27 protein-coding genes and 1 pseudogene are annotated in these 25828 nt (G+C 61.7%); 18 read left to right on the top strand and 10 right to left on the bottom strand.

Annotated elements, in window-relative coordinates; translation table 11 throughout:
* Positions 1 to 338 precede the first annotated feature (338 nt).
* From apbC to AX760_RS02980, 9 genes and pseudogenes are all read left to right on the top strand, one after another.
* Positions 339 to 1571, top strand: a complete 1233-nt coding sequence (gene apbC / locus AX760_RS03020; RefSeq protein ID WP_071831343.1) for an iron-sulfur cluster carrier protein ApbC — start codon at positions 339 to 341, stop codon at positions 1569 to 1571.
* A gap of 403 nt (positions 1572 to 1974) precedes the next feature.
* The gene (locus AX760_RS03015; protein WP_071831342.1) at positions 1975 to 2952 is read left to right on the top strand and encodes a magnesium transporter CorA family protein; all 978 of its coding nucleotides are present in this window, start codon (positions 1975 to 1977) and stop codon (positions 2950 to 2952) included.
* A 4-nt stretch (positions 2953 to 2956) separates the two neighbouring features.
* Positions 2957 to 4861 (top strand): potassium transporter Kup, encoded by a 1905-nt coding sequence (locus AX760_RS03010; protein ID WP_083531045.1) that lies wholly within the window; start codon positions 2957 to 2959, stop codon positions 4859 to 4861.
* A 257-nt stretch (positions 4862 to 5118) separates the two neighbouring features.
* The gene (locus AX760_RS03005; protein WP_425348808.1) at positions 5119 to 6318 is read left to right on the top strand and encodes a cell wall hydrolase; all 1200 of its coding nucleotides are present in this window, start codon (positions 5119 to 5121) and stop codon (positions 6316 to 6318) included.
* 306 nt (positions 6319 to 6624) lie between these two features.
* A pseudogene (locus AX760_RS03000) lies at positions 6625 to 6966 on the top strand (AtpZ/AtpI family protein); the annotation flags it as partial.
* 166 nt (positions 6967 to 7132) lie between these two features.
* Positions 7133 to 7894, top strand: coding sequence for a F0F1 ATP synthase subunit A (locus AX760_RS02995; protein WP_071831341.1), 762 nt, complete (start codon positions 7133 to 7135; stop codon positions 7892 to 7894).
* A gap of 84 nt (positions 7895 to 7978) precedes the next feature.
* Entirely contained in the window at positions 7979 to 8206 is a 228-nt protein-coding gene (locus AX760_RS02990) for a F0F1 ATP synthase subunit C (RefSeq protein WP_056332699.1), read from the top strand.
* A gap of 98 nt (positions 8207 to 8304) precedes the next feature.
* Positions 8305 to 8916, top strand: a complete 612-nt coding sequence (locus tag AX760_RS02985) for a F0F1 ATP synthase subunit B (protein WP_071831340.1) — start codon at positions 8305 to 8307, stop codon at positions 8914 to 8916.
* Between the two features lie 10 nt (positions 8917 to 8926).
* Positions 8927 to 9418, top strand: a complete 492-nt coding sequence (locus AX760_RS02980; RefSeq protein WP_071831339.1) for a F0F1 ATP synthase subunit B — start codon at positions 8927 to 8929, stop codon at positions 9416 to 9418.
* A gap of 95 nt (positions 9419 to 9513) precedes the next feature.
* Here the strand turns inward: AX760_RS02980 and AX760_RS02975 are convergent, their stop codons facing one another.
* On the bottom strand, positions 9514 to 10164 hold the full coding sequence (locus AX760_RS02975) for a ribonuclease HII (protein ID WP_071831473.1): 651 nt from the start codon (positions 10162 to 10164) through the stop codon (positions 9514 to 9516).
* A gap of 136 nt (positions 10165 to 10300) precedes the next feature.
* Positions 10301 to 11458 (bottom strand): PA0069 family radical SAM protein, encoded by a 1158-nt coding sequence (locus AX760_RS02970; protein WP_071831338.1) that lies wholly within the window; start codon positions 11456 to 11458, stop codon positions 10301 to 10303.
* Between the two features lie 241 nt (positions 11459 to 11699).
* Between AX760_RS02970 and AX760_RS02965 the strand changes: the two genes are divergently transcribed.
* Positions 11700 to 12236 carry a glycosyltransferase family protein gene (locus AX760_RS02965; protein WP_071831337.1) on the top strand — a complete coding sequence of 179 codons (537 nt, stop codon included), beginning with the start codon at positions 11700 to 11702 and terminating at the stop codon, positions 12234 to 12236.
* A gap of 257 nt (positions 12237 to 12493) precedes the next feature.
* Here the strand turns inward: AX760_RS02965 and moaB are convergent, their stop codons facing one another.
* The 4 genes from moaB to AX760_RS02945 all read right to left on the bottom strand — a co-directional run bounded on the left by moaB (position 12494) and on the right by AX760_RS02945 (position 16981).
* On the bottom strand, positions 12494 to 13033 hold the full coding sequence (gene moaB / locus AX760_RS02960) for a molybdenum cofactor biosynthesis protein B (RefSeq protein ID WP_071831471.1): 540 nt from the start codon (positions 13031 to 13033) through the stop codon (positions 12494 to 12496).
* A 4-nt stretch (positions 13034 to 13037) separates the two neighbouring features.
* A complete protein-coding gene (locus AX760_RS02955) occupies positions 13038 to 13955 on the bottom strand; it encodes a 4-(cytidine 5'-diphospho)-2-C-methyl-D-erythritol kinase (RefSeq protein WP_071831470.1) in 918 nt (305 codons plus the stop codon).
* Positions 13956 to 13967: 12 nt separating this feature from the next.
* On the bottom strand, positions 13968 to 15803 hold the full coding sequence (locus AX760_RS02950; protein ID WP_071831336.1) for a tetratricopeptide repeat protein: 1836 nt from the start codon (positions 15801 to 15803) through the stop codon (positions 13968 to 13970).
* Positions 15804 to 15964: 161 nt separating this feature from the next.
* Entirely contained in the window at positions 15965 to 16981 is a 1017-nt protein-coding gene (locus tag AX760_RS02945; protein WP_071831468.1) for a polyprenyl synthetase family protein, read from the bottom strand.
* Positions 16982 to 17090: 109 nt separating this feature from the next.
* Between AX760_RS02945 and AX760_RS02940 the strand changes: the two genes are divergently transcribed.
* The 4 genes from AX760_RS02940 to AX760_RS02925 all read left to right on the top strand — a co-directional run bounded on the left by AX760_RS02940 (position 17091) and on the right by AX760_RS02925 (position 19323).
* Positions 17091 to 17312, top strand: coding sequence for a putative signal transducing protein (locus tag AX760_RS02940; RefSeq protein WP_071831335.1), 222 nt, complete (start codon positions 17091 to 17093; stop codon positions 17310 to 17312).
* A gap of 53 nt (positions 17313 to 17365) precedes the next feature.
* Positions 17366 to 18160, top strand: a complete 795-nt coding sequence (locus AX760_RS02935; RefSeq protein WP_071831467.1) for a tRNA1(Val) (adenine(37)-N6)-methyltransferase — start codon at positions 17366 to 17368, stop codon at positions 18158 to 18160.
* Between the two features lie 79 nt (positions 18161 to 18239).
* Entirely contained in the window at positions 18240 to 19106 is an 867-nt protein-coding gene (locus AX760_RS02930) for a S49 family peptidase (protein ID WP_071831334.1), read from the top strand.
* A 28-nt stretch (positions 19107 to 19134) separates the two neighbouring features.
* The gene (locus AX760_RS02925) at positions 19135 to 19323 is read left to right on the top strand and encodes a hypothetical protein (RefSeq protein ID WP_071831333.1); all 189 of its coding nucleotides are present in this window, start codon (positions 19135 to 19137) and stop codon (positions 19321 to 19323) included.
* Positions 19324 to 19326: 3 nt separating this feature from the next.
* Here the strand turns inward: AX760_RS02925 and AX760_RS02920 are convergent, their stop codons facing one another.
* Together AX760_RS02920 and AX760_RS02915 are read right to left on the bottom strand one after the other, a co-directional pair.
* A complete protein-coding gene (locus tag AX760_RS02920) occupies positions 19327 to 19647 on the bottom strand; it encodes a type II toxin-antitoxin system RelE/ParE family toxin (RefSeq protein WP_071831332.1) in 321 nt (106 codons plus the stop codon).
* Positions 19648 to 19649: 2 nt separating this feature from the next.
* Positions 19650 to 19925, bottom strand: a complete 276-nt coding sequence (locus tag AX760_RS02915) for a hypothetical protein (RefSeq protein WP_071831331.1) — start codon at positions 19923 to 19925, stop codon at positions 19650 to 19652.
* A 106-nt stretch (positions 19926 to 20031) separates the two neighbouring features.
* Between AX760_RS02915 and AX760_RS02910 the strand changes: the two genes are divergently transcribed.
* The gene (locus tag AX760_RS02910; RefSeq protein WP_071831330.1) at positions 20032 to 20994 is read left to right on the top strand and encodes a glycine--tRNA ligase subunit alpha; all 963 of its coding nucleotides are present in this window, start codon (positions 20032 to 20034) and stop codon (positions 20992 to 20994) included.
* 221 nt (positions 20995 to 21215) lie between these two features.
* Here the strand turns inward: AX760_RS02910 and AX760_RS27025 are convergent, their stop codons facing one another.
* Together AX760_RS27025 and AX760_RS02905 are read right to left on the bottom strand one after the other, a co-directional pair.
* On the bottom strand, positions 21216 to 21356 hold the full coding sequence (locus AX760_RS27025) for a hypothetical protein (protein ID WP_175552004.1): 141 nt from the start codon (positions 21354 to 21356) through the stop codon (positions 21216 to 21218).
* A 195-nt stretch (positions 21357 to 21551) separates the two neighbouring features.
* On the bottom strand, positions 21552 to 21749 hold the full coding sequence (locus AX760_RS02905) for a hypothetical protein (RefSeq protein WP_071831329.1): 198 nt from the start codon (positions 21747 to 21749) through the stop codon (positions 21552 to 21554).
* 211 nt (positions 21750 to 21960) lie between these two features.
* Here AX760_RS02905 and AX760_RS02900 point away from each other — a divergent pair, with 211 nt between their 5' ends.
* The 3 genes from AX760_RS02900 to AX760_RS02890 form a co-directional block, all read left to right on the top strand.
* The gene (locus tag AX760_RS02900) at positions 21961 to 22509 is read left to right on the top strand and encodes a LemA family protein (protein WP_087149146.1); all 549 of its coding nucleotides are present in this window, start codon (positions 21961 to 21963) and stop codon (positions 22507 to 22509) included.
* A 94-nt stretch (positions 22510 to 22603) separates the two neighbouring features.
* Positions 22604 to 23878, top strand: a complete 1275-nt coding sequence (locus AX760_RS02895) for a 3-phosphoshikimate 1-carboxyvinyltransferase (protein ID WP_083531043.1) — start codon at positions 22604 to 22606, stop codon at positions 23876 to 23878.
* A 46-nt stretch (positions 23879 to 23924) separates the two neighbouring features.
* Positions 23925 to 25828, top strand: a 1904-nt coding sequence (locus tag AX760_RS02890) for a DUF2207 domain-containing protein (protein WP_071831327.1), incomplete at its 3' end; no start/stop codon positions are given.

The raw sequence follows: 25828 nt of genomic DNA, 5'->3' as shown, positions 1-25828 counted from the left end.
CAGGCATCTCTCTGTTTTAAAAGGAAAGTTGTCGTATTCGTCGATCTGGCACGCTTCCTGCTTTGTAATAGCTAAGGTCCAGAGGGGACCACATAAGACTGCGCCCTCGAAGGTCGCGACCCGAAAAAGGCTGCTTTCAGCCGCAGGTGATCCCGGATGAACGGACATCAGCGGACAGAAAGCAGCCTTTCTCTTTGCTCCCCCTGTCTTTTTCCGCAATGTCGCATTGGCGAAGCCGCCCGGCTCGATTATCTAGGCATCAGCCGATGACTGTGCGCATGCACCGGCCGGACGACAAGGTCTGGAGTATGCGCCGATGCACAGAGGGATATGAAGAGATGACGGAAGTAAGCAGCGCGCAGGTTCTCGACAAGCTCAAAGGCGTGCGCGGGCCGGACATGGAAGGCAATATCGTCGACATGGGCCTCGTTTCCGATGTCTTCATTTCCGATGGCAAGGTCTATTTCTCGATCACCGTTCCGGCCGAGCGGGCCCGCGAACTCGATCCGCTGCGGGCGGCAGCCGAACGCGTGGTCAAGGAAATTCCCGGTGTCAAAGGGGCCATGGTGGCGCTGACGGCAGACAAGAAGGGCTCGGCGAACGCTGCTCCCGTCAGTCGTCCAGCGCAGCCGGCAGCACACGATCACGCTGCCCACGGTCACGCTGGCCATGATCACGCAGGCCACAATCATGCGGGCCATTCGCACGCGGCCCCCCCAGCCGCGGCGCCGCCCCGCCCAACGCCGACGGCGCAGCAGAAGGCCGGCATCCCCGGGGTCGGCGCAATCATCGCGGTCGCCTCCGGCAAGGGTGGCGTCGGCAAGTCGACGACCTCGGTCAACCTCGCTTTGGCGCTGCAGGCCAACGGCCTGAGGGTCGGCATTCTCGATGCTGATATTTACGGCCCGTCGATGCCGCGTCTCCTGAAGATTTCCGGTCGTCCGCAGCAGCTGGAGGGCCGGATGATCCGGCCGATGGAAAATTACGGCCTGAAGGTCATGTCCATGGGCTTCCTTGTCGATGAGGAGGTCGCGATGATCTGGCGCGGGCCGATGATCCAGTCTGCACTTCTGCAGATGCTGCGCGAGGTTGCCTGGGGTGATCTCGACGTGCTGGTGGTCGATATGCCGCCGGGCACGGGTGATGCGCAGCTGACCATGGCGCAGCAGGTGCCGCTGGCTGGCGCGGTCATTGTGTCGACGCCGCAGGATCTGGCGCTGATCGATGCCCGCAAGGGCCTTGCCATGTTCCGCAAGGTCGAAGTTCCCGTACTCGGCATCGTCGAGAATATGAGCTATTTCATCGCGCCCGACACAGGCGCGCGTTATGATATTTTCGGTCATGGCGGAGCACGCAAGGAAGCCGAGCGCATCGGCGTGCCGTTCCTCGGCGAAGTGCCGCTGACCATCGGTATCCGCGAAACCTCCGATGCCGGAACGCCTGTGGTGGTCTCCGATCCGGATGGCGTTGTGGCCGCCGTCTACCGCGACATCGCGACCAAGGTCTGGGAGCAGGTTGCCAAGGCTCAGGGCAATACGTCGCGCAGCATGCCCAATATCGTTTTCGAATAGGCTTTCGCGGCACGCACCGCCGCTTGATACGCATTTCTATTGACGGGGAACGTCCGGATCTATTGACGAAGAAGGAGTGGTCGGCGTTAACGTATCGGGCGACATTGTGGCACGCTCTTACTTTCGCCATTGATTTTCATGGCCGCTTGCGCCATATGCCGTCCCGCATCTGCGAAGGCGGGCCGGCCGGGCCCATTTTGCCAGTCCGGCGCTGCGTCAAGATCGAGTTTGGAAGTGTATTGACCGACCGACGTCTGCATAGGGACCTGCATGCTGCAGCTTTTGTGATGGACGGCCGGTCTTCGTCTGGTCGGACTGTCGTCTCTTTTCCGACCGCATGTCCTGCGGCCGGGCGTGGCAGAACCGGAACGGTGGCAGGTCGCCTGTCCATCAAGGGTGCGGAATGATCACTGCCTATCGCGCAAACGGCGAGCCTGTCGTCATTACCGTCCAGGATCCCCCCGCATCGCTGGCGCAGGATATTGTCTGGATCGATCTCGAGAGCCCTGACAAGGGCGAGGACATGCTTGTCGAAGAACTGCTCGGCATCGCGATCCCGACGCGCGAGGATATGAAGGACATCGAGCCTTCCAGCCGCCTTTATACGGAAAACGAATCCGTCTTCATCACCGCCTCGCTGCTGCACCGGGCCGAAAGCGACCGCCCGGAACTGACGGATGTCGCCTTTGTCCTCACCGGCAAACGCCTCGTAACGATCCGCTACGGCGCACCCAAATCCTTCGTGCTCTTCACGGCGGCCATGCACCGCATCGAGGGCGGCTGCCCGACGGGCGCGGTGCTTCTCGCCCGCCTGATGGAGACCATCATCGACCGCACGGCCGAAATCCTCGAACATGCCGTGCTGAAGATCGATGCTCTGTCGCTGGCCGTCTTCGAAGGCCGCATTCCGGGAAAGCGCCGTCCGCCGCAATTTCTCGAGGAGCGCCTGCTTGATGTCGCGGCCCATTACCGGCTGGTCGCCAAGACGCGCGACAGCCTGGCCTCCCTGTCACGGGCAATGACGTTTCTCTACACCATTCACCGCGTCCAGGAGGATCGCGAGGTCCGCGATCTCTGCCGCACCATCTCGCTCGACATCCAGTCACTCTCGGAACATGCGTCCTTCATCTCGGGAAACATCACCTTCCTGCTCGATGCGTCGCTGGGCCTGATCAATGTCGAGCAGAACGCGATCATCAAGATCTTTTCGATCGCCGCCGTCGTGTTTCTGCCGCCAACGCTGGTTGCCTCGATGTACGGCATGAACTTCCGCATCATGCCGGAGCTTCAATGGACATACGGCTACCCGATGGCGATCGTCGCCATGGTGATGGCCGGCCTGGTTCCCTTCTATTTCTTCCGCTGGAAAGGCTGGCTCTAAGCAAATGTCGCATTCGGTCGAAAAAACGGACGGTTCCCGCAAAAAGGAACTGACCAAATTTCTCGGACTGGCGCTCGGCTCCGTCGGTGTCGTCTATGGCGATATCGGCACAAGCCCGCTCTATGCGTTTCGTGAGGCGCTGCGTCCGGTGGCGGAAGACGGTGTGTCGCGGTTCGAGATCATCGGGCTGATTTCCCTGATGATCTGGACGCTGACGATCATCGTCACGCTGAAATACGTGCTGTTCCTGCTGCGCGCCGACAATGACGGCGAAGGCGGTACGCTGTCGCTTCTGGCGCTTCTGATGAAGTTCGCCGGCGGTCACACCAACCGGCTGTTCTTCATGGGCATTGCCGGCGCCGCCCTGTTCATCGGCGATGCGATGATCGCCCCGGCCCTGTCCGTCCTGTCGGCTGTCGAGGGGCTGAAACTCGTGACACCGGCGCTGAGCGACTATGTCGTGCCGATTTCGGTGGTCATCCTGGTCCTGCTGTTTGCCGTGCAGTCGCGAGGAACCGCGGCCGTCTCCAAATTCTTCGGTCCGATCACCGCCGTCTGGTTCCTCGTTCTGGCCGTTGCCGGCGTCAGCCATATTTCCGACGACATCGGCATCCTTGCGGCCTTCAATCCCTGGTACGCCGTCTATTTCCTCTACCATGCCGGCTTTGTCGGCATCGTGGTTCTGGGGGCGGTCTTCCTGACGGTCACGGGGGCGGAAGCGCTCTACGCCGACCTCGGGCATTTCGGCCGCAAGCCGATCCAGTGGGCGTGGATCTGTCTGGTTTTCCCGTCGCTGGCGCTCAACTATCTCGGGCAGGGGGCCATGGTGCTGAAGCATCCGGAAGCCATGTCCGATCCCTTCTACCTGATGTTTCCGGAGTGGGCCCTGCTGCCGGTCGTCATCCTCGCAACGGCAGCAACGATCATCGCCAGCCAGGCCGTCATCACCGGCGCCTTTTCGCTTACCCGCCAGGCCATCCACCTCGGTTTTCTGCCGCGCATGGCGATCTTCCACACATCCGAGACCCAGACGGGCCAGATCTACCTGCCCAATGTCAACGTGCTCCTGATGTTCGGCGTCATGGTTCTCGTCTTCGTCTTCGGCTCGTCCGAATCGCTGGCGACGGCCTATGGCATCTCCGTCACGGGGGCGATGCTGGTCGATACCATGCTGGCCTTCGAATTCGTTCGTGGGCGCTGGAAATGGCCGCTCTACGCGGCGGTCGGCCTGCTATTGCCTCTGTTTTTGCTGGAAACAGTGTTTCTCGGGGCCAATCTGCTCAAGATCCATGACGGCGGTTATGTGCCTGTGCTGATTGCCGCCACCATCGTCGTCATCATGTGGACATGGCGGCGCGGAACCAAGATCCTGCACGACAAGACACGCCATACCGATATCCCGCTGCCGTCCTTCGTGAAATCGATCGAACGCAAGAGCGCGCATGCGCCGGTGGAGGTGCCGGGCACGGCGATCTTCCTGACCAGCGATCCGGAATCGACGCCAGCCGCGCTTTTGCACAACATCAAGCACAATCACGTGCTGCATGCGCAGAACTTCATCCTGACGATCCGCACCGCCAATACGCCTGTTGTGCCGAAGGAAGAGCGCGTCCGCATGCGGCAGATCTCGGAGCGTTTCAGCCTGATCGAGATGCACTTCGGCTATATGGAGACCCAGAATGTCTCCCAGGCGCTGGGCCTGTTTCGCAAGACAGGCCTGAAGTTCGACATCATGTCGACCTCCTTCTATCTGGGCCGGCGCAAGCTGGTCCCGGATGCGCAATCCGGAATGCCACACTGGCAGGACCGCCTGTTCATCGCGCTCGCCAATGCGGCCATCGACCCCTCCGACTATTTCCGCCTGCCCACCAACCGCGTCGTCGAACTCGGCTCGCACGTCATCATCTGAGGCGCACTCCTCCTCTTTCAACATCCGACGGGGGAAGGGGAGACGATGCCGACGATCGGGGTATTCGCCGAAAGCCCCCCCATTGCCTGGATGGGACGTTAACCAAGCATCAAGGTTAATGCTTCATTCTCGGGCCTAGATCGGAGTGTCGTCGGCCAAGGGCCCGGCCAGGCTTCTGTTGTTTACATCCGCGTGGAAATTGCGTGCCGGCCTGTTTGCCGGGCGGATAACTGCGTCGTGTGCGTGCGTGGGGTAGAGTGGTGCGTCAGAGTAAAAATTTCGGCCGGGCTTCCCGGTTTTCGCCCGCGCGGCCGTTGTCGCTTCGCAAATGGGCAACGCCGCTGCTTCTGGGCATCGGCATCTTCATAGGCTTCCCTTCGGTTTCGGCCCATGCCGATCTGGCAACGTTCATCGCCGGCATCAACCGCGGCGGCGAGCGCTGGCGCATGTATATGACCCGGTCGCCAGCCGGCTCCCTGCACGAGGTCGAGATGGTCTTTAACGACCCGATCACGACAGGCGCGTTGGGCGATGGCGCAGGCTTCGACCTGCCCGGTGGCGGAAAGGTGTCGTTGACGGCCGAAACCAAGTCGGCCGATCCGCTGACCGACGAGGAGCGCGTCACGCGCGGCCAGAAAAAGGGCCGCATCGTCGCGGTTGCCCCGGTCACGCCGCCAAAGGATTTTTCCGCAGGCTCGATCCTGCAGCGCACCAGTTCGCTGATGCAGCCGCGCTTCGATAATGACGAGCGCATGGTCTTCGGTCGGACGATGATCAGGGGCAAGGAAATCTCCATCGCCACGGCCTTCTACAAGAAAAAGGCCGTGATCGAGGATGCCGGCGTCTCGCCGATGCTGGCAAGCCTGGTCACCAATCGTTCCGCCGACATTCTCGCCACGGCCTACGCGCCTGCCGAGCCGGACTATTCCCGCGAATCGCCATTTGATTCGATCCTGAAGAAGGATACGGCCAGCGGCCGCTTCATTCCGGAGATCGCAGCCGAAGATCACGCATGGGCGGCAACCCCGCTGCCCGGCGGCGTCTTTACGCAGGCCGAGCAGAAGTGTCTCGCCGACGGTATCTATTTCGAATCGCGCGGCGAATCGGTGAAGGGGCAGGCGGCGGTGGCCCAGGTCATTCTCAACCGCGTTCGCAATCCGACCTATCCGAACACGATTTGTGGCGTCGTCTACCAGAACAAGAGCTGGTACAATCGTTGCCAGTTTTCGTTTGCCTGCGACCGTATCCCCGACATCGTCTGGTCGCGGGCGAGCTGGCAGACGGCCAGCGAAGTGGCGCTGGCGGTCACGGCCGGCAAGATCTGGTTCCCCGAGGTCGGCTCCGCGACGCACTACCACGCCACCTATGTCCGCCCCGACTGGGGCCCGACGATGAAGCGCCTGACCAAGATCGGCAAGCACATCTTCTACCGCACTTATGGCGGCGGCTGGAGCTGAGCCCCGACGTTTCGACGGCAAGTCCCGGCCCCGCGCGTTGCGGGGCTTTTTGCTGTCTGGCCGGCGACGCCGCGTCGTTTGGTCCCGGTGATTCCGCCAAGGCACCCGAATTTCACCGATAAGCCTATGTATTTCTTCGATAATAATGTCTAGGCACAAGCGTCTCGCATGCCTTGACTATGCGGGTCTTGAAAACTATGTTGCGGCCGACTTCAAACGGGCCGAAACGTGGCTGGCATTCTGGCCGTTTGTGTGACCGGATACCGGCCTCAAGCCGGTACGGACAGGCAAAAGCGGAGAGGCCACATGACGGATAACCGGCAGGAAAGTCTGGAAGAAAGACGCAAGCGCCTCGATTCGGAACTGGCTGCACGGCGCGCGACCGACACGCGCGAAGCTGCCGACGAAAGCAGGGCGGTTGAAAACCGCAAAGGCTATGCGGTCGCTGTGAAGCTCTCGAGCGAATTCATTGCGGCCATCATCGTTGGCGCACTTCTGGGCTATCTTTTGGACCATTTTGCGGGTACAGGGCCGTGGGGGATGATCATTCTCCTTCTTCTTGGCTTTTGTGCCGGCGTGCTGAATGTGATGCGTGCCGCGGGTATGGTGGCAGCACCACACCCCGCAGATCGCGTCGGTGGCAACGGACCCGCCGACCCTGTCGGCAGAGACAAGCCCGCCGACCCTGTCGGCAGAGACAAGCCCGCCGACCCTGTCGGCAGAGACAAGAATGATCGCGATGGCGCCTGACGGCGGTCGTCGTAAAGATTGAAGGTGGCCGCCGACAGGTGGTCCAGAACGAGAGAGAGCGGCTGTGGCAGGCGACAAGGTAGATCCGGTACACCAGTTTGTGGTCAATACGATCGTTCCGATCCATATCGGCGGGATCGATTTCTCCTTCACCAATGCATCGCTGTTCATGGTGGCGACACTCGCCGTTGCTGCCGGTTTCCTGTATTTCACGACGTCGAAGCGCAGCCTGGTTCCGGGCCGCATGCAGTCCGTCTCCGAGATTTCCTATGAATTCATCGCCTCCATGCTGCGCGAAGGCGCCGGCTCGTCAGGCATGAAATTCTTCCCGATGGTGTTTTCGCTGTTCATGTTCATCCTGACGGCAAACATGCTCGGCATGGTTCCCTACTTCTTCACCATTACCAGTCAGATCGTCGTGACCTTTGCGCTTGCGCTGTTCGTGATCGGGACGGTTCTGTTTTACGGTTTTTACAAGCACGGCCTTGGCTTCCTCAATGTGTTCGTGCCTTCTGGCGTACCCGGCATTCTTCTGCCGCTGGTGGTTTCCATCGAAATCATCTCCTTCCTTTCCCGTCCGATCAGCCTGTCGGTTCGCCTCTTCGCGAACATGCTGGCTGGCCACATCACGCTGAAGGTGTTCGCAGGCTTTGTCGCCTCGCTCGGAACCCTCGGCGCGCTGGGCATCGGCGGGGCGGTCCTGCCGCTCATCATGACCGTTGCCCTCACGGGTCTCGAATTCCTCGTCGCTTTCCTCCAGGCCTATGTCTTTGCGGTGCTGACTTGCATGTACCTCAACGATGCAGTGCATCCGGGTGGCCACTAAGGAATAAAGTCGTGGGCTTTTCCGGTCTGCAAGACCGGTGGAAGCACCAAAGTCAGCCGCAACAACCATTCTAAGGAGATCATCATGGAAGCGGAAGCAGCAAAGTACATCGGCGCAGGTCTGGCCTGCCTCGGCATGGCCGGCACGGCTCTCGGCCTCGGCAACATCTTCGGCAGCTACCTGTCGGGCGCCCTGCGCAACCCGTCGGCAGCAGACAGCCAGTTCGGCCGCCTCGTATTCGGCTTCGCCGTTACGGAAGCTCTGGGCATCTTCTCGCTGCTCGTCGCTCTTCTTCTCCTTTTCGCCGTCTAATTTCGGCTTGAAGGTTGGGCCGCGGTCAAGACCGCGGCCCGTTTCACGATTGCCTACGATTTCTGCCAGACTTTTCTGAATGCACCTGGAGGGTGAGAATGTTTGTGACCGCGGCCTACGCCCAGTCGACCACCACCGAGGGCGCAGAGACCCACGACGCCGCCGCTGGCGAGGTTCACACCGAAACCGGTGTGGCCAATGAAGGCGGCCACGGCTCTGGTGTGTTCCCGCCCTTCGACACGTCAACCTTTGCATCCCAGCTCCTGTGGCTGGCGATTACATTCGGGCTGTTCTATATCCTGATGTCGAAGGTGATCATGCCGCGCATCGCCGGCATTCTCGAAAACCGCAATGACAAGATTGCCCAGGATCTGGACGAGGCGTCCCGCTCCAAGGCAGAGGCCGATGCGGCAATTGCCGCATACGAGCAGGAACTGGCAGCCGCCAAGGCCAAGGGCAATGCCATCGCATCGACCGCCCGTGACGCCGCCAAGACCAAGGCTGCCGCCGAGCGCGCTGCGATCGAGGCGAGCCTCAACGACAAGATTTCCGCGGCAGAAGTCCGCATTGCCGATATCAAGACCAAGGCTTTGGCCGATGTCGGTTCGATCGCTGAAGACACAGCCGGCGCCGTCGTCGAGCTGTTGATCGGCGGCAAGGTTTCGAAGGCCGAGATCGCGATAGCGGTCAAGGCATCGGCGTCCAGCTAAGGAGAGCATCATGGATTTGACATCACTGGCCACAGTATGGGCCACGGTCGGCCTGGTCCTGTTCCTCGCGCTGATCGTATACCTCAAGGTTCCCGGCATGATGGCGAAGGCGCTCGACGAGCGCGCCGGCAAGATCACCAATGAGCTCGCAGAGGCCAAGCGCCTGCGCGAAGAGGCCCAGGCGCTGCTGGTGGAATACCAGCGCAAGCGCAAGGACGCCGAAGCCGAAGCCGCCCAGATCGTTGCTGCCGCCGAACGGGAGGCCGAGATGCTGACCGCCGAAGCCAAGCAGAAGACCGACGAATTCGTCGCCCGCCGTACCGCCTTGTCCGAGCAGAAGATCGCGCAGGCCGAATCCGATGCGATCACCGCCGTTCGCTCGGCTGCCGTCGATCTTGCCGTGGCCGCTGCCGAAAGCGTGATTGCCGCCAAGTCCGATGCCGCCGTGCAGGCCAAGCTGTTCAGCCAGGCTATCAGCGACGTCAAGGCGCGCCTGAACTAGATCGTTCAGCCCACTAGAGTTCAAAAGGTCGGCTTATGCCGGCCTTTTTTGTGTCCGTGCGGTCCAGACAAAGAAAAAGACGATGAGTGCTGCAATCAGTCGCGGCGCAGCGGTCGAAAGCTCATGCGGTGCAGCGGGCAGGGGCCGTGATCGTCGATGGCGGCGCGGTGTTTGGCCGTGCCGTAGCCGGCATGCAGGCCGAAGCCATAAACGGGAAACGGAAGATGAGCCCGCGCCATCATCCGGTCACGGGTGACCTTGGCGATGATCGAGGCGGCCGCGATCGAGACGGAGCGGGCATCGCCCTTGATCACGGCCTTGCCGGCGCAGATCAGGCCTGGCGGAATATCCCAACCATCGGCCAGCACCATTTGCGGCCGCAGCATCAATCCTGACACCGCACGCCGCATCGCATCAAGGCTCGCCTTGCGGATATCCGTCGCATCGATCGACGCTGCACTGCTCGAGGCGATGGCAACAGTGGCTGTTGCCAGGATCTGCGCAAACAGCCTTTCGCGTTGCGCAGCCGTCAGCTGCTTGCTGTCGTTCAGTCCTTCCGGGATATTCTCTGGGTCGAGAATGACAGCAGCTGCCACCACAGGACCAGCGAGCGGCCCACGGCCGGCTTCATCGGTTCCGGCCACCGGCCAGTAGCCTTCGCGCCGTGCCGCCATTTCCAGGCTGAAATCCGGGGCGACAAGCGTTTCGAAAAGAAAAGGGGAATCGGGCGGTGTGCGTCGTGACATGCGGCGAAACTCGCACACAAGCCCGATTCCCTGCAAGTCCTCCGGCATGAGGCGACAGCCGGAGGAAGCCGCCAGGGCTCGGGGCAAGAACCCTGGCGGAATTGGAGAGCGGCGATGATCGCCGCTGTGGTCCTGTCTACAGCAGCGACAGCTGCACTCCGGTGCCAAGCGGCGGCACGAACAGGTCGGAATTGAGCTGGCGGCGGGCAAGGTTGAGCCCGAGCCGCTTGGCAGCTAGTTCGAAGCGCCTGCCGATCTGCCAGGCATAGGGGCCGGCACCCTTCATGCGCTTGCCGAACTCCGCATCGTAATCCTTGCCGCCGCGCATCGAGCGGACCAGCGACATGACATGCTGGTATCGGCCGGGATAGCAGCGCAGCAGCCAGTCGCGAAACAGCGGGCTGACCTCGAGCGGCAGGCGCAGCAGCACATAGCTGGCCTCGGTTGCGCCGGCGGTCTTCGCCGAATCGAGCACACGCTCGATCTCGTGGTCGTTCAGCGCCGGAATGATCGGCGCCATCAGCACCGAGGTGGGGATGCCGGCGTCAGACAGCGCCCGGACAGCCTCCAGCCGCTTCGACGGCGTCGACGCCCGCGGTTCCATCGAGCGCGCCAGCTTGCGGTCGAGCGTGGTGATCGAGATGCCGACCTTCGCCAGGCCCTTTTCGGCCATCGGCGCGAGAATATCGATGTCCCGCATGACCATGGCCGACTTGGTGACGATCATCACAGGGTGATCCGCTTTTGCCAGCACTTCTAGGATCTGTCGCATGATCCGCCATTCCTTTTCGACTGGCTGGTAGGGATCGGTGTTGGTGCCAATGGCAATTGGCCGGACCTTGTAGCCGGGCTTGGCCAGTTCGCGCTCCAGCAGCTTGGCGGCGTCGGGCTTGGCAAACAGCTTGGCCTCGAAATCGAGACCCGGGGACAGGCCCATGAAGGCATGCGTCGGCCGGGCAAAACAGTAGATGCAGCCATGCTCGCAGCCACGATAGGGGTTGATCGAGCGATCGAAGGGAATATCCGGCGAATCGTTGCGGCTGATCACCGTGCGCGGCTTCTCCACCTGCACCTCGGTGCGAAAGGGCGGCAGGTCCTCGAGCGTTTCCCAGCCGTCATCGACGAGTTCCCGCGAAAGTGGCTCGAACCGGCCGGATGTGTTGAGGGCTGCCCCGCGACCGCGCCGCCGATCAATCTCGATACGCAGACCCGATCCTGTGATGATCGCGTCAGCCACGTCTGCCGTATTGACGGGCGCAAACGCGTCCCGCCGGATCTGAGCCAGCTCGTTCATTGGATGTCTCCGCGGGGGCCTGTCGTTCTGGACCCGTTGTTTTCTGATTATTTTCCTATCGCGGAAATGAGAACAATACAAGAACAAATATCTGGGGGAAGCTATTTTTGGGGGCGCGGAGCCACGCTGCCAAGCCATGCCTTGGGTGTAGCTGGCACGCGGATTCATCATGAATGAAGAGTGAATGTCCCGAAAACGAACGGATTGTGGCATTTGCTTGTGCGATGCGGTATGGACGGGCATGTTGACGATCATCCTGGAAACCCGTGACGATGAGGCAGAACTGGCGCAGACGCTGTCGGCGTTGGTATCGGGTGCCGTCGAGGGACTTGTCAGTGATGTCATCATTCTCGATCACGGTTCGCATGACGGCTCCTCCCGGGTGGCGGATGCTGCCGGATGCCGATTTCTGACGCACTGGGATATGAAGGATGTCGTCCGCTCGGTGCGCGGCGAGTGGCTGATGCTGCTCCAGGCGGGCGCCCGCCCGTCCGGCCGCTGGATCGACGATGTCGCCGAATATATTGCACTGAACAAGGCACCGGGGCGGTTCTCGCCCTCACGCCTGCACCGAAAGCCCTTTTTCCAGCGCATTGGCCGCCGGCCGGCTGCCTTGGAGCACGGGTTTCTCATTTCGAAGCGGCAGGCTGTCGCGAGTGCGAAGACCGGAATGCTGCTCGCCGATCTCGCCAGGGGACATTCCGTCCGCCGGCTGGCAACGGAAATCGTTCCGGCCTGGGTCGCTGCGGTCAATCGGCCGCTCGCCGAAGACGACTGAGTCCGGATTTGCTGGATCATGGTAAAAAAGGCGGGCCCTTTCGAGCCCGCCCTGCCTGCTGAAAACAATGATGAAAATCGAACCGTGAAAATCAATTTGGCCGTCGCCGCCCTCGTAATTGAGGGCAGTGTCATCGGATCATTCAGGCCGTTTTGCCTGAATGTTGTCCGTCGACCGCTGTGTTTTAGGACGATGCGCTGGTCGCGCCTGTTCCCTGTGGAACAGGAGCACCCCGAAAGGTGAAACAGTGGACGCGATCAGCCACGCTTCAGATGTTCGTCGAGCCGCGGCATGATTTCAACGAAGTTGCAGGGCTTGTGGCGATAATCGAGCTGGTGTTTCAGGATGCCGTCCCAAGCATCGCGACAGGCGCCCGGAGAGCCCGGCAGAACGAAGATGAAGGTGGCATTGGCCACGCCGCCGGTTGCTCGCGACTGGATCGTCGAGGTGCCGATCTTGTCATAGGACAACCTGTGGAAGACCTCGGAAAAACCGTCCATGCGCTTTTCGAACAGCGGCTCCAGCGCTTCCGGCGTCACGTCACGGCCGGTAAAGCCCGTTCCGCCTGTGGTGATCACCACATCGATGGCAGTGTCATGTGTCCAGCGTTCCACCTGCGCCCGGATGGCCGCCTTCTCGTCCGGCACGATGGCCCGGTCCACCAGGCGGTGCCCGGCCTCGCTGAGCCTCGCCACCAGCGTGTCACCGGATTTGTCATTGGCCGCTGTCCTCGTGTCCGAGACGGTGAGGACCGCTATGCCGACGGCTATGAAGGCTCTTTCGCCGATCGTTTCCATCATCTCATCCTTGGCTGTCATTTGTTCCGCCCGCCGCGCTGTGGCAGGCGAGAACGTACCAGCCTGGGTGGCGCTGGGAAAGACGAACCGCAGCGGCATCCCGCTCTGCATCGGTAGCATACAATGCAAAGCAGGTTGCCCCGGAGCCGGACATGCGCACAAGACGGGGACCCGTATCAGATAGGGCTGCCGATACGGCGGCGATGGATGGCTCCAGTGCGCGTGCCGGCGGTTCCAGGTCGTTGCGCATCGCCTGCATGGCGTTGAGCCATTCCAGGGTCGTCCGTGCGTCGTCGAGCGAAGGCATCGGCGAGTTGGTCTTGTTCACAAGCGTGCGAAAGATCACCGGCGTCGATACTGCCCGGCGCGGATTGACGAGCAGCATGGGAAAGGCCGGGAAGGTCTTGAGCGCAGCCAGGGTTTCCCCGATGCCGCTGGAGATCAGCGGCCGGCCGTCGAGGCACATGGGCACGTCGGCACCCAGTTTGAGAGCCATTGCCAGACGCTCGTCGGCGCCCGGATCGGCCTTCCAGAGCGCCATCAGGCCCTGCAATGTGGCCGCAGCATCCGCCGAGCCGCCGCCAATGCCGGAGGCGACAGGCAGGTTCTTTTCCAGGTGAATGTGAACCGGTGGCGCTTCTGCGCCGTGTTCGGTCTGGTGTCTGCGCAGGAGATCCCGGGCGCGCAGAACCAGATTGTCGCCGGACAGCGGCACATCCTCGGCGAAGGGGCCGGAGACGGTGAACCGGTCGTCGGTATCAGGAGAAATGCCGATCCGGTCTCCCGCATCGGCAAAGGTCACCAGGCTTTCCAAAAGGTGGTGGCCGTCAGCGCGCTGGCCGACGACATGCAGGGCCAGGTTTATCTTTGCAGCCGCCATGCGCGTCAGCACAAAGCCGTCCAGTCCGCTGTCTGCTGTCATCGTCGATGGCAATCAGGATTTCTTGCCGGGAACGCTCGCGTTCGGGGCCATATCCTTCGGCTTGGTTTCTTTGGTGGCGTCGGCGGCAGCCGGAACCTTTTCGGCAATCGGCGGCAGGCCGTTGGCAATCTTTTCCTTGATCTTCGGAATGTCCGCCTCATCCGGCTTCAACGCCAGCGTCTGGTTCCACTGGAACACGGCCTCGAGCTTGCGACCGACGCGCCAATAGGCATCGCCCAGATGGTCGTTGATCGTCGCGTCGCCGGCCATCAGCTCGGCGGCACGCTCGAGTTCAACCACGGCTTCGTCAAAGCGGTTCAGCCGGAAATAGGCCCAGCCGAGCGAATCGACGATATATCCATCGTCAGGCCTCAACTCCACGGCCTTGCGGATCATGCCGAGGCCTTCTTCCAGGTTGATGTTCATGTCGACCCAGGAATAGCCGAGATAGTTCAGCACCTGTGGCTGGTCGGGATTGAGCTCCAGCGCCTTGCGAAAGCTCGGCTCCGCCTTGTCCCAGATCTTCAGGCGCTCATAGGCGATGGCGCGCTGGAAGAAGATCGTCCAGTCAGTGCGCTTCGGCACCGGTCCGATGGCTTCCACGGCCTGGTCGTAGTTCAGCGCCATTTCCTTGTAGTCTTTCGCATCCGACAGCACGCTGCCATAGGCGAGGTAGCTGCGAATATCCTTGGGATCGAGCGCAATGAGCGCCTTCAGGTGCGTCCGGGCCTCGTCAACCTTGCCGACGGCGGCAAGGCTCAGGCCCAGTTGCAGCTCCGACAGACGGCGCATCGGCGAATTCTGCGGCACGCTGCGATAAAGCGCGATCGCCCGGTCGGTCTTCTTCAGATTTTCGGCAATGCCGCCGAGCATGACGAGGATATCGGCGCTGTCAGGGTCAAGCGCCCGCGCTGACTGCAGGTAGAGCGAGACGATATCTTCGGCACCATCGCGGTTGAGCGCGGCACCGATTGAAAACAGCACGGCCGATGCGCCCTGCGTCGCATTGCGGACCTGCTGCTCCTGCGGCTTGCCGTCCTCGATGCCTTTGCGCAGCGCCTGCAGCGGCGTGTAGTTGTTGACGAGTGTTTCGCCGGCGGAAATCGTGTCCAGCGCCTTCTGCTTGTTGCCGTCGCGGGCTTCGAGACGGGCAAGCGCCATGACGGAGCGCATGAAGGTGTCAGGCGCTGCGGCACCGCCATTGCGGTCCAAAACGGCGTCGTTGAGACGCGACCGGGCCGTGGCCTTGTCGCCGGCTGCAAGCGCGATCGCGCCGGCATGGTAATTCTTGAAGATGGCGAACCATTCCGGCCCTTCCATCGCATCGATGGCAGCAACCGCATCCTTCGGATTGCCTTCGCCGGCCTTCGCCCAGCTCAGCAGAAGATTGTTCATCAGCCGGTCGAGATCGTTGGGGCCTTCATAATTGAGGATCTTCTGCGCCGACCGGTACTGGCCCTTGCGGATGGCATCGGCGGCCCGGGCAATCGTGGTGATCCGCTCGACGGATCCATCGGATTTCAGGTCTTCGGCGATCTTGGCGCCTTCATCGAAATTGCCGTTCATCAGCAAGGTGATCATCAGCCGTTGCTTGACGTCGACATTGTCCGGCTCGAAATCCAGAGCGGTCCTGTAGAGCTTCGTGGCTGTTTCGAGATCGTGATCGATATCGGCAGTGCGTGCGGCGAGAAAGGCGCCAGAGAAACTGTTGATCGAATTGATGTCGAATGGCTTGCTTTCCTCGACCACCGGCTTGTCTTCGGCAAAGCCCTGCGATGGACCCGAAACCGAGGCCATGGTCAGCAGAGCCGCGCCGCACAGGAGGCGAAGAATGTGTGTTTGCCGCATAACGAGCCTTTCGTTGCAGTCAGACGCTGCCGCGCCGCTGCCGGATCCAACCGGAATCAGTCCAAATCAACAGGACAGGAGTGTTGGCGAACAGAATGGCTTTTTTGGCGCAATGCGGCAAGAAAATCCTCACCCCGTCGGCCCTGCTCGCGAGAGCGTGATCAGCTCACCCGATCGATGCAGAAATCGATCACTTCGAGCAGCGCCTCTTTCCATGGCGAGTGTGGCAGCGGGGCAAGGGCGTCGCGGGCAATCGTGCCGTAATGCTGGGCACGTGCTATGGTGTCGGTCAGGCCACCATAGCGGGTGATCAGGCCAAGCGCCTTTTCCAGATTCTGGTCGGTGGAATTGCCGCCTTCGATCGCATCGCGCCAGAAGGTCCGCTCGTCCTGCGTCCCGCGGCGGTAGGAAAGAATAATCGGCAGGGTGATCTTGCCTTCGCGGAAATCGTCGCCGGTGTTCTTGCCGAGATCAGCGGCCTTGCCGCCATAATCGAGAACGTCATCGACCAGCTGGAAGGCAAGGCCGAGGTTCATCCCGTAGGATTTCAGCGCGTTGCGGCTCGCCTTGTCAGTCTTGGCAACGATCGGTCCGACTTCGGCGGCAGCGGCAAACAGCGCGGCGGTCTTCGCCCGGATCACCGAAAGATAGTCGTCTTCCGTCGTTTCCATGTTCTTGGCGACGGAAAGCTGCAGGACCTCGCCTTCGGCGATCACCGAAGCGGCGGTCGACAACACGTCCAGCGCATCGAGCGAGCCGACATCGACCATCATCCGGAAGGCCTGGCCGAGCAGAAAATCGCCGACCAGAACGCTCGCCTGGTTGCCCCAGATCATCCGCGCGGTCGATTTGCCACGGCGCAGATCGCTTTCATCGACGACGTCGTCGTGCAGAAGCGTCGCGGTGTGCATGAATTCGACACTGGTCGCGAGCTTGATGTGGGCGTCACCGGTAAAGCCGAACATCGAGGCAGAGGCCAGCGTCAGCATCGGACGAAGCCGCTTGCCGCCCGAGGAAATCAGGTGGTTGGCCACCTCCGGAATCATCTGCACGTCGGAGCCGGCTTTCGACAGGATGAGCTGATTGACCCGCTCCATGTCGGCCCTGGTCAGATCGACGAGCGGCTTGACCGAAGCCTGTTTGTTTTTGCCGTCTTCCAGCGGTATCACTACGCCCAACACAAGGCACTCCTGTTCCATTTCGGGTTTGACAATAGAAAGGGGGACTTGTGGCGGCAAGAGGCGAATTGTCCCGATTGCCTGAATTGAGGCAGGAAAACCATACGACATGAAGGAATTGATCCGTACGAACGACGCCGTTGTCTTGTCCTTTGCCGAAAGCCTGATGAAGGACGCGGGTATCCCGTGCTTCATTGCCGATCAGGGCATGAGCATTCTGGAGGGCTCGCTCGGCCTGTTGCCGCGCCGTTTCCTCGTCGCCGAGCATGCTGCCGTCGAGGCCCGTGGCATCCTTGTCGACGCCGGGCTCGAATCGGAACTGCGGGAGTAGCGTCAGCGATGACAGGCGAAGGTATGAGCCGCGACATTATGACCAGCGACGGTATGGCCGGCGATGGTGCGACCAGCGATACTGTGACCGAAACCATCGACAGCTTTCATCGCGGCCGCTTTCATCTGGTCCAGCCGCTGGGACAGGGCCATCGCTCCGGCATGGATGCGATGCTGCTTGCGGCGATGGTCGCCACAGACAAAGGCTGCACGGTTGCCGATCTGGGGGCAGGGGCGGGGGCCGCCGGCATGGCCGTCGCCTCGCGGCTGGCGCAGGCCGAGGTGCTGCTCGTCGAGCGTTCGCCGCTGATGGCAGCATTTGCGCGCCGCAGCATCGCTCTTGAAGAGAACCGCGCGCTGGCCGCGCGCATGTCTGTTCTCGAAGCCGATGTCGCGCTGACCGGCCGGGCGCGCGTCGCCGCCGGTCTCGCGGACGCCAGCTTCGACCACGTTGTCATGAACCCGCCCTTCAACGACGGCTCCGATCGCAAGACGCCGGACGCGCTGAAGGCGGAAGCCCATGCCATGGTCGAGGGCCTGTTCGAGACCTGGATCCGCACGGCCTGCGCCATCCTGCGGCCGGGCGGCCAGATGTCGCTGATTGCGCGGCCGCAATCGATCGCCGATATCGTTGCGGCCTGCGGTCGTCGCTTCGGTGGTCTGGAAATCACGCCGCTGCATCCGCGACCGGGTGAAAATGCCGTTCGTATCCTCGTGACCGCGATCAAGCAGAGCCGTGCGAGGCTGACGTTTCGGGCGCCGCTGATCATGCACGATGCGCAGGGGCACCGGTTTTCCCCCTTTGTCGATGATCTGACCAACGGCCGGATCGCCTATCGGCGCAAATGAATTTCCGGTGCGGCCATTGTGTTTGGCGGTCCAGTGCATACATCCGGGGTTGGATGTATGAAGCCGATCAGGAGATCAGATGACTGGATTTTTCAAAAAGTGGATGCCGAAGCGGTTTCGCAAGGACGGCGTCACAATTCCGGTCGTCCGCCTGCATGGCACCATCATGGCCGGCGGCAGCCAGTTCCGGCCGGCGCTCAATATTGCAACCGTCGCCCCTGTGCTGGAAAAGGCGTTCGCTGTCAAAGATGCGCCAGCGGTCGCCATCTCGATCAATTCGCCGGGCGGATCCCCGGTGCAGTCGCGTCTGATCTACCAGCGTATCCGCGATCTCGCCGAGGAAAAGAACAAGCGCGTCATCATCTTCGTCGAGGATGTCGCGGCCTCAGGCGGCTACATGATCGCCCTTGCCGGCGATGAGATCATTGCCGACCCGACCTCGATCGTCGGCTCGATCGGCGTCGTCTCCGGCGGTTTCGGCTTTCCGGAGCTTCTGAAGAAGATCGGCGTCGAGCGCCGCGTCTATACCGCCGGGCAGAACAAGGTGATGCTCGATCCTTTCCAGCCGGAAAAGGAAAAGGACATCGAATTCCTGAAAAGTCTGCAGCTCGAGATCCACGATATCTTCATCGGCATGGTCAAGGCGCGGCGCGGCCACCTGCTCGCCGACAATCCGGACATCTTCTCCGGTCTGTTCTGGACAGGCGGGCGCGGCAAGGAACTGGGCCTCGTCGATGGTCTCGGCGACATGCGCGGCGAACTGAAGAAGCGCTTTGGCCAGAAAACCACGCTGCAACTGATGTCCGCCTCGCGTGGCCTGTTCGGGCGCAGGCAGCCGGGCGCCATGCTGTCGGGCGATCTCGCCGAGCGGGTGACGGCATCGGCCATCTCGGGACTTGCGGATGTCGCGGAAGAAAAGGCATTGTGGGGCCGCTTCGGACTATAAATTTCTCAAAGGGGGATCGGACGGCACCATGCAGGTCATCTTTTTACTGTTGTTTGCAGGCATCGCCTGGCTGGGCTACCGCAAGTTTATCGCCGATGCGGAAAAGCTCACCCGCCGCCGGGAAGAGGCGCGCCGGCAGCAGGAGACCGGCGCGCAGGGCACCCTGATCAAGGATCCGGAAACCGGGGAATACAGGCTGAAAAAGCCGGAAGCGTAAGCATCACTGGCGTTCGTTGACGCGCGAAACCCAGTCAGCGCCCGCATAGGTGACGCAGATGATAAACACGGTTCGATCCGTCTCATCGACTTTGAAACAGACGACGCTTTTGCCGCCGGCTGGTATCGCGCGAAGATCTTTTGCGATGTCATGGCGCAATGAACCGACTTGGGGAAAGTCTACGAGACGGTCAATAAACGCAACGATTGCGGTCGCCTTGGCAAAGCCAATATGAACACCTGCATAGTCTGAGACATAGCTCGCAATTGAATAGATGTCATTTTCGACAAGCGGATGTTTGATGATGCGGTACGGCTTCGACACCGCTAGCGTTCGCCGTCAGTGGCAAGTCTGCTCTTGATATTGTCGAGCAGCTTTTTGCCATCCCATTTCACCCACTGATCGCGCGGCAATTCCAGCCGTTTGCGGATCTCGTCGGCCATGTCGGAGACGGCGTCGTCGGAGGACCGGGTGTTGAGGATCATCTGCTCGATGCTCGCCTCGACAAGGTCCGACAGGGAGGGGTATGCCCCCTCTTCGACCATCTTTTCCGCATAGCGCAAATTGCGCTCCGACAGGGTGACTGTGGTCTTGATGTTCATCTGTCGTCTCCGCTTCCAAAACGATGGCGGATGATACGTTATGTATTGACCCTTGTCCCCACCCATGGCACCTGTCCCGCTTAAATTAGGGAACTGGACTGCCGCCATGAACACCGCACCTTTGCCGGATCACATGAACCCGAAGCGCTCCTTCCAGGCGCTGATCCTGACGCTGCATGCCTATTGGGCCGACAAGGGCTGCGCGGTGCTGCAGCCCTATGACATGGAGGTTGGCGCCGGCACGTTCCATCCGGCAACGACGCTCCGGGCGCTCGGACCCAAGCCCTGGCGTGCGGCCTATGTGCAGCCATCGCGTCGCCCGACCGACGGTCGCTACGGCGAGAATCCGAACCGGCTGCAGCATTATTACCAGTACCAGGTCATCCTGAAGCCGAACCCGTCGAACCTGCAGGAACTCTATCTCGGTTCGCTCGAGGCGATCGGGCTCGATCCCTTGCTGCATGACATTCGCTTCGTCGAGGACGACTGGGAAAGCCCGACACTGGGCGCCTGGGGGCTCGGCTGGGAATGCTGGTGCGATGGCATGGAGGTCTCGCAGTTCACCTATTTCCAACAGGTCTGCGGCATCGAATGTTCGCCGGTTTCCGGTGAGCTGACCTATGGCCTCGAGCGTCTCGCCATGTATGTTCAGGGCGTCGACAATGTCTACGACCTGAACTTCAACGGTCGCGACGGCGCGGACAAGATCAGCTACGGCGATGTCTTCCTGCAGGCCGAGCAGGAGTATTCGCGCCACAATTTCGAATATGCCAACACCGCGATGCTGCACCAGCATTTCATCGATGCGGAAACCGAATGCCAGGCGCTTCTCGCCGCCGGTGCGCCCCAGCAGGGGACAAATGCGACGCTGCACAAATGCGTTTTCCCGGCCTATGACCAATGCATCAAGGCGAGCCACGTCTTCAATCTGCTGGATGCCCGCGGCGTGATTTCGGTGACCGAGCGCCAGAGCTATATCCTGCGTGTCCGCACGCTCGCCAAGGCCTGCGGCGAGGCGTTTCTGCTGACCGACGCCGGCGGCATAAACCTCGCCGAGCGCGCTGCGTAACAGGGCTCCAGGCAAGCAGGCTCCCTGCGGGCCGCATCCTGGATTGTCACCTGTTTCGCCTGCTTCCCCTGCGAACGTGTCTTGGGCGTGTCGCAGGTCGAAGAGCGCATTCAAATCCGCACTTGTGCTTGCCGCTCAGCACCAGGCGCGACCGAGCCTGCGTGTAAAACCGAACGGCTGGGGATGGGCCAAACCGCACAGCGCGGATGGCCTATGTCCCGTCAGCGATAGCCCGGACGGTTCACGCGGGCCGGTACGAGGCTTGTCTGGCGTTGTTCCTGCCGTTGCGCCCGTCGCGCTGCCATATGGCTCGCGCAGAAAAGCACCAGTGCCGAGAGGGTGATCATGGTTAGGATGGTCATGTTTCAAGGTTCGCACTTCACGGATGGTTGGGCGAGGCAAAACCTGCATCTCGCCGTCGGTTTCGAAGCGGCCTTCATGGCGGTGGAGGCGACCCTACACAGTCGCGCGATGCTCAGAACATGAGTCGAAGGATACGCCTTGTCCGCCCGTTCGCAATCCCCAGTTCTAGCGGGTCATTTGCCCCAAGGGTCCGCTCAGATTGCGTCGCTCATCTCGATGCCGATTTGCCAGACGGGTTTCAGCGTCGGGAAGGTGCCCGTCGGAAGCTGGCCGGCATAGGTCTGCAGCGCCCGGCGAACGCCCGTCGGCTTTTCGATGGCGCCACCGGCAGAATAGGCAACGAAGAGAGCCGAAAAGGCGATGACGTTGACGATTGTTGCGAGGGTTTTCATCGGTGCGGTCTTTGTCGGTTCGGGTTGTTCTGATGAACCGACTATCGCTGATCATCCCGGGAAGGGCGGTTCCGCAAGGAACAGGTGGTTTTCGCAATGCGCGGGCAGCGGCAGGAACCGTTTCGCCATGGATGCGCGCGCAGGTCCGATGTGCTAGAGCCTTTGCCGCAGGCTCGTTCCTGGCGTGGAAAATGGGTTAAGGGGTTTTTTGATGATTGGTCTGGCTATCGGCGCCGCCGTGATCGTGTATCTGATTTTTGTCTACAACAGCCTCGTCAAGGCGCGGCAGGTGAAGGAAGAGGCCTGGTCGGGCATCGACGTGCAATTGAAACGCCGCGCCGATCTCATTCCCAACCTGATCGAGACGGTCAAAGGCTATGCTGCCCATGAAAAAACCACGCTGGAAGAGATCGTGAACTTGCGCAACCGCGCCCAGGCGGTGCCGGGTGGCGATGTCGCCGGACGAGCTGCCGCCGAAGGCCTGCTGTCGCAGGCGCTCGGCAAGGTGTTCGCGCTTGCGGAAGCCTATCCGGATCTCAAGGCCAACCAGAATTTTTCCGAGCTTCAGGGGTCGCTTGAGGGCATCGAAAGCGAAGTCCAGATGGCGCGCCGCTACTACAATGGCGCCGCCCGCGATCTCAACGTCAAGGTCGAGAGCTTCCCGTCGAACCTGATCGCCGGGCCTTTCGGTTTTAACAAGGCCACCTATTTCGAGATCGCCAACGAGGCCGATCGCGCCGTGCCGGTCGTGACGTTTTGATCTAGCCCGAAACAGCATTCCGTCGTAGACGGCTGACCATCATCGATAGACTACGCGCGGCCATGAACAGGCGGCGCTGAAAACGTCAAGAGACATGAGCATGAACACGTCCGACCAGAAACTGACGATCCTCCCGCCCGGCCATCCGCTTGAGGGCCGCGTCAGCCCGCCCGGCTCCAAATCGATCACCAACCGTGCGCTTTTGCTCGCCGGCCTCGCCAGGGGCACGAGCCGGCTGACAGGCGCCTTGAAGAGCGACGACACGCGCTACATGGCCGATGCCTTGCGGGCGATGGGTGTCGTGATTTCCGAGCCTGATGATACGACCTTCATCGTCACCGGCACCGGCAAGCTTCTGGCTCCGGAAAAGCCGCTGTTTCTCGGCAATGCCGGCACGGCAACACGGTTCCTGACGGCGGCGGCGGCGCTCGTCGAGGGCACTGTCGTGGTCGATGGCGACCCGCATATGCGCAAGCGGCCGATCGCGCCCCTGGTCACTGCGCTGCGCTCGCTTGGCATCCGCATCGAGGCCGAAACCGGTTGCCCGCCGGTAACCATCTGGGGCACGGGCGATTTTGCAAGCGATCACGTGACGATCGATGCCGGTCTTTCCAGCCAGTATGTCTCGGCGCTTCTGATGGCGGCCGCCGGCGGTGCGCGCGCCGTCAGCATCGTGCTTTCGGGCGACGAGATCGGCGCCCGCGGTTATATCGACCTGACGGTCGCCGCGATGCAGGCCTTCGGTGCGGCCGTAACACAGGTCAGCCCCTCCGTCTGGCAGGTGGCGCCCACCGGCTATACGGCAACCGATTACGTCATCGAACCCGACGCCTCGGCGGCGACCTATCTCTGGGCGGCCGAAGTGCTGACCGGCGGCAGGATCGATCTTGGCGTCGCTGCGGACAGTTTCTCCCAGCCGGACGCAAAGGCCCATGCCGTCATCGCAAGCTTCCCGAATATGCCCGCCGTTATCGATGGCTCGCAGATGCAGGACGCCGTGCCGACGCTGGCCGTTCTTGCCGCATTCAACGAAACGCCGGTCCGCTTCGTCGGCATCGAAAACCTGCGCGTCAAGGAATGCGACCGGATCCGTGCGCTGTCCACGGGGCTCACGAACATCCGCCCGGGGCTTGCGGTCGAGGAGGGCGACGATCTCCTCATCGCCTCCGACCCGGCCCTTGCCGGCCAGACGCTGCCGGCGGATATCGATACCTTTGCCGATCATCGCATCGCCATGAGCTTTGCGCTTGCCGGCCTGAAGATCGGCGGCATCACCATTCTCGATCCGGCCTGCGTCGCCAAGACCTATCCGCGCTACTGGGATGAGCTGGCCTCGCTCGGCGTGCAGTTCACCGGCGACAGGCCCTGACACAAGAGACAACCGAATGAAGCGACCGGCGGAAGGGATTGATCGAATGAACCGTCTGCTGGCCGTGATCGGTCTGTTTCTGATGCTTGTCGCGGTCCCGGGTGCAGCCCGCGCCGACGAGGTTTTCAGCACCTATCATGCCGATATTGCCGTTGCCAAATCCGGGGTGCTGACGGTCACGGAAACGATTGTCGCCACGGTCGAGGGCGACAGGATCAAGCGCGGCATCTACCGCGATTTTCCGCTGACCTTGACCGACGCCGCTGGCCGTCCTGTCAGGGTCGACTTCACGCTGCTGTCCGTCAAGCGTGACGGCGCGGATGAGCCCTACCGCACCGAATCGATCAGCGGCGGCATCCGGATCTACACCGGCACGGCCGACGTGCTGCTTGCGCCCGGCGAGCATACCTTCGCGTTGACGTACGAAACCGGTCGGCAGATCCGCTTTTTTGCGGGACATGACGAGCTCTATTGGAACGTGACCGGCACCGAATGGGCCTTCCCGATTGAGGAGGCATCGGCACGCGTGTCCCTTCCTGATGGTGTCAGGGCCGAAGCGCTGGATGTCTTTACCGGCAGGTTTGGCGCCACTGAGAAGAATGCAAGCGCCGTCGAGCAGGGCGGCCGGCTGGAATTCCGGACCACCCGGCGTCTTCAGCCAGGCGAGGGGTTGACGATCGCGGTGAAGATGCCAAAGGGCAGCATCGATCCGCCATCGGCTGAACAGGAAAACCGCTGGTGGCTGCACGACAATCTGGCGTCGATCCTGGCGATCGCCTGTCTCCTGGTCGTCGGGCTCTATTATTCATCGATGTGGTGGAGGGTCGGGCGCGATCCCGACCGGGGCGTCATGGTGCCACGCTGGGATGCGCCGGACGGCATTTCGCCGGCGCTGGTCAACTATATCGACAACAAGGGCTTTTCGGGCCAAGGCTGGACCGCGTTGTCTGCCGCTGCGCTCAATCTGGCCGTGGGCGGCTATGTCGTGCTCGAGGATTTGAAGGCCGCGCTCGTCTTGCGGTCGACGGGAAAGAGCCCGTCCGCAACCCTGCCCACAGGCGAAAGGACGCTTTTGAAAGCCGTGCTTGCCGCCGGCGGCGTGCTGACCATCGACAAGGCGAATGGCGCGGCGGTCAGAGAGGTCGGTGCCGATTTCCGCCTGGCGATGGAAAACGAACACCGCAACCGGTATTACCGGGCCAACAGCGCCTATGTCATTGGCGGCATTGTGCTTTCGGTTTTGTTTCTGTTTTCCATTCTGGTGTTCGGCCCGCTCGACGAGGTCACGGTGCTCGTGGTCATCGTGCCGGTGATCGCCTCGGTCTTTGTGACCCTGTTTGCCGTTGCAATCGGCCGCATGGTCCTGCGCAAGCGCAGCCTGTTTTCGCGCATCATCGCGGTTTTGATGGCCGCCTTCTTCGGCTTTACGCTGCTCTCCGCCGGGCTTGGCCTTCTGGCGGCCGTCGTCGCCACAGCACTCGAGGCGCATCAGGTGCCGCTGTTGATCGCCGTCGGCGGCATCGTGCTGGTCAACCTGCTGTTTTTCTACCTGATGGGCGCGCCGACGCCGCTCGGTGCGACGATGATGGATGGCATCGACGGGCTGCGGCAATATCTGACGCTGGCCGAAAAAGACCGCATGAACATGGCCGGTGCGCCGGAGATGTCGCCGGGCCATTTCGAAAGACTGTTGCCCTATGCGGTGGCGCTCGGCGTCGAAAAACCCTGGTCGCAGACCTTTGACCGCTGGCTGCTCGCGGCCGCCGCCGGTGCCGGCGCGGCCGCCTACCATCCCGGCTGGTACAGCGGCGATGGTTTTGCCGCCGGCGCCTTCGGAGATCGCATGGGCGGCTTTGCCGGCTCGATGGCCAGCACCATGTCCGCGTCGCTCCCGACACCGCCCAGCAGTTCGTCCTCCGGATTTTCCTCCGGCGGCGGCTCGTCAGGTGG

It is taken from the genome of Pararhizobium antarcticum (genome assembly GCF_001885585.1).
GTDB lineage: Bacteria > Pseudomonadota > Alphaproteobacteria > Rhizobiales > Rhizobiaceae > Pararhizobium > Pararhizobium antarcticum.
Note: the sequence above shows the minus strand (reverse complement) of the source record. Positions and strands in the feature narration are given on the sequence as shown.

Coding starts and splice junctions, on each gene's coding strand:
- AX760_RS02950 (WP_071831336.1), bottom strand. CDS start 15,803: ATGCGGCAAACACACATTCTTCGCCTCCTGTGCGGCGCGGCTCTGCTG.
- AX760_RS02980 (WP_071831339.1), top strand. CDS start 8,927: ATGGATTTGACATCACTGGCCACAGTATGGGCCACGGTCGGCCTGGTC.
- AX760_RS02985 (WP_071831340.1), top strand. CDS start 8,305: ATGTTTGTGACCGCGGCCTACGCCCAGTCGACCACCACCGAGGGCGCA.
- AX760_RS02935 (WP_071831467.1), top strand. CDS start 17,366: ATGGCCGGCGATGGTGCGACCAGCGATACTGTGACCGAAACCATCGAC.
- AX760_RS02990 (WP_056332699.1), top strand. CDS start 7,979: ATGGAAGCGGAAGCAGCAAAGTACATCGGCGCAGGTCTGGCCTGCCTC.
- AX760_RS02955 (WP_071831470.1), bottom strand. CDS start 13,955: ATGACAGCAGACAGCGGACTGGACGGCTTTGTGCTGACGCGCATGGCG.
- AX760_RS27025 (WP_175552004.1), bottom strand. CDS start 21,356: ATGACCATCCTAACCATGATCACCCTCTCGGCACTGGTGCTTTTCTGC.
- AX760_RS02930 (WP_071831334.1), top strand. CDS start 18,240: ATGACTGGATTTTTCAAAAAGTGGATGCCGAAGCGGTTTCGCAAGGAC.
- AX760_RS03010 (WP_083531045.1), top strand. CDS start 2,957: ATGTCGCATTCGGTCGAAAAAACGGACGGTTCCCGCAAAAAGGAACTG.
- AX760_RS02970 (WP_071831338.1), bottom strand. CDS start 11,458: ATGAACGAGCTGGCTCAGATCCGGCGGGACGCGTTTGCGCCCGTCAAT.
- apbC (WP_071831343.1), top strand. CDS start 339: ATGACGGAAGTAAGCAGCGCGCAGGTTCTCGACAAGCTCAAAGGCGTG.
- AX760_RS02965 (WP_071831337.1), top strand. CDS start 11,700: ATGTTGACGATCATCCTGGAAACCCGTGACGATGAGGCAGAACTGGCG.
- moaB (WP_071831471.1), bottom strand. CDS start 13,033: ATGGAAACGATCGGCGAAAGAGCCTTCATAGCCGTCGGCATAGCGGTC.
- AX760_RS02915 (WP_071831331.1), bottom strand. CDS start 19,925: ATGAACATCAAGACCACAGTCACCCTGTCGGAGCGCAATTTGCGCTAT.
- AX760_RS02910 (WP_071831330.1), top strand. CDS start 20,032: ATGAACACCGCACCTTTGCCGGATCACATGAACCCGAAGCGCTCCTTC.
- AX760_RS02940 (WP_071831335.1), top strand. CDS start 17,091: ATGAAGGAATTGATCCGTACGAACGACGCCGTTGTCTTGTCCTTTGCC.
- AX760_RS02975 (WP_071831473.1), bottom strand. CDS start 10,164: ATGTCACGACGCACACCGCCCGATTCCCCTTTTCTTTTCGAAACGCTT.
- AX760_RS03015 (WP_071831342.1), top strand. CDS start 1,975: ATGATCACTGCCTATCGCGCAAACGGCGAGCCTGTCGTCATTACCGTC.
- AX760_RS02895 (WP_083531043.1), top strand. CDS start 22,604: ATGAGCATGAACACGTCCGACCAGAAACTGACGATCCTCCCGCCCGGC.
- AX760_RS02925 (WP_071831333.1), top strand. CDS start 19,135: ATGCAGGTCATCTTTTTACTGTTGTTTGCAGGCATCGCCTGGCTGGGC.
- AX760_RS02905 (WP_071831329.1), bottom strand. CDS start 21,749: ATGAAAACCCTCGCAACAATCGTCAACGTCATCGCCTTTTCGGCTCTC.
- AX760_RS02900 (WP_087149146.1), top strand. CDS start 21,961: ATGATTGGTCTGGCTATCGGCGCCGCCGTGATCGTGTATCTGATTTTT.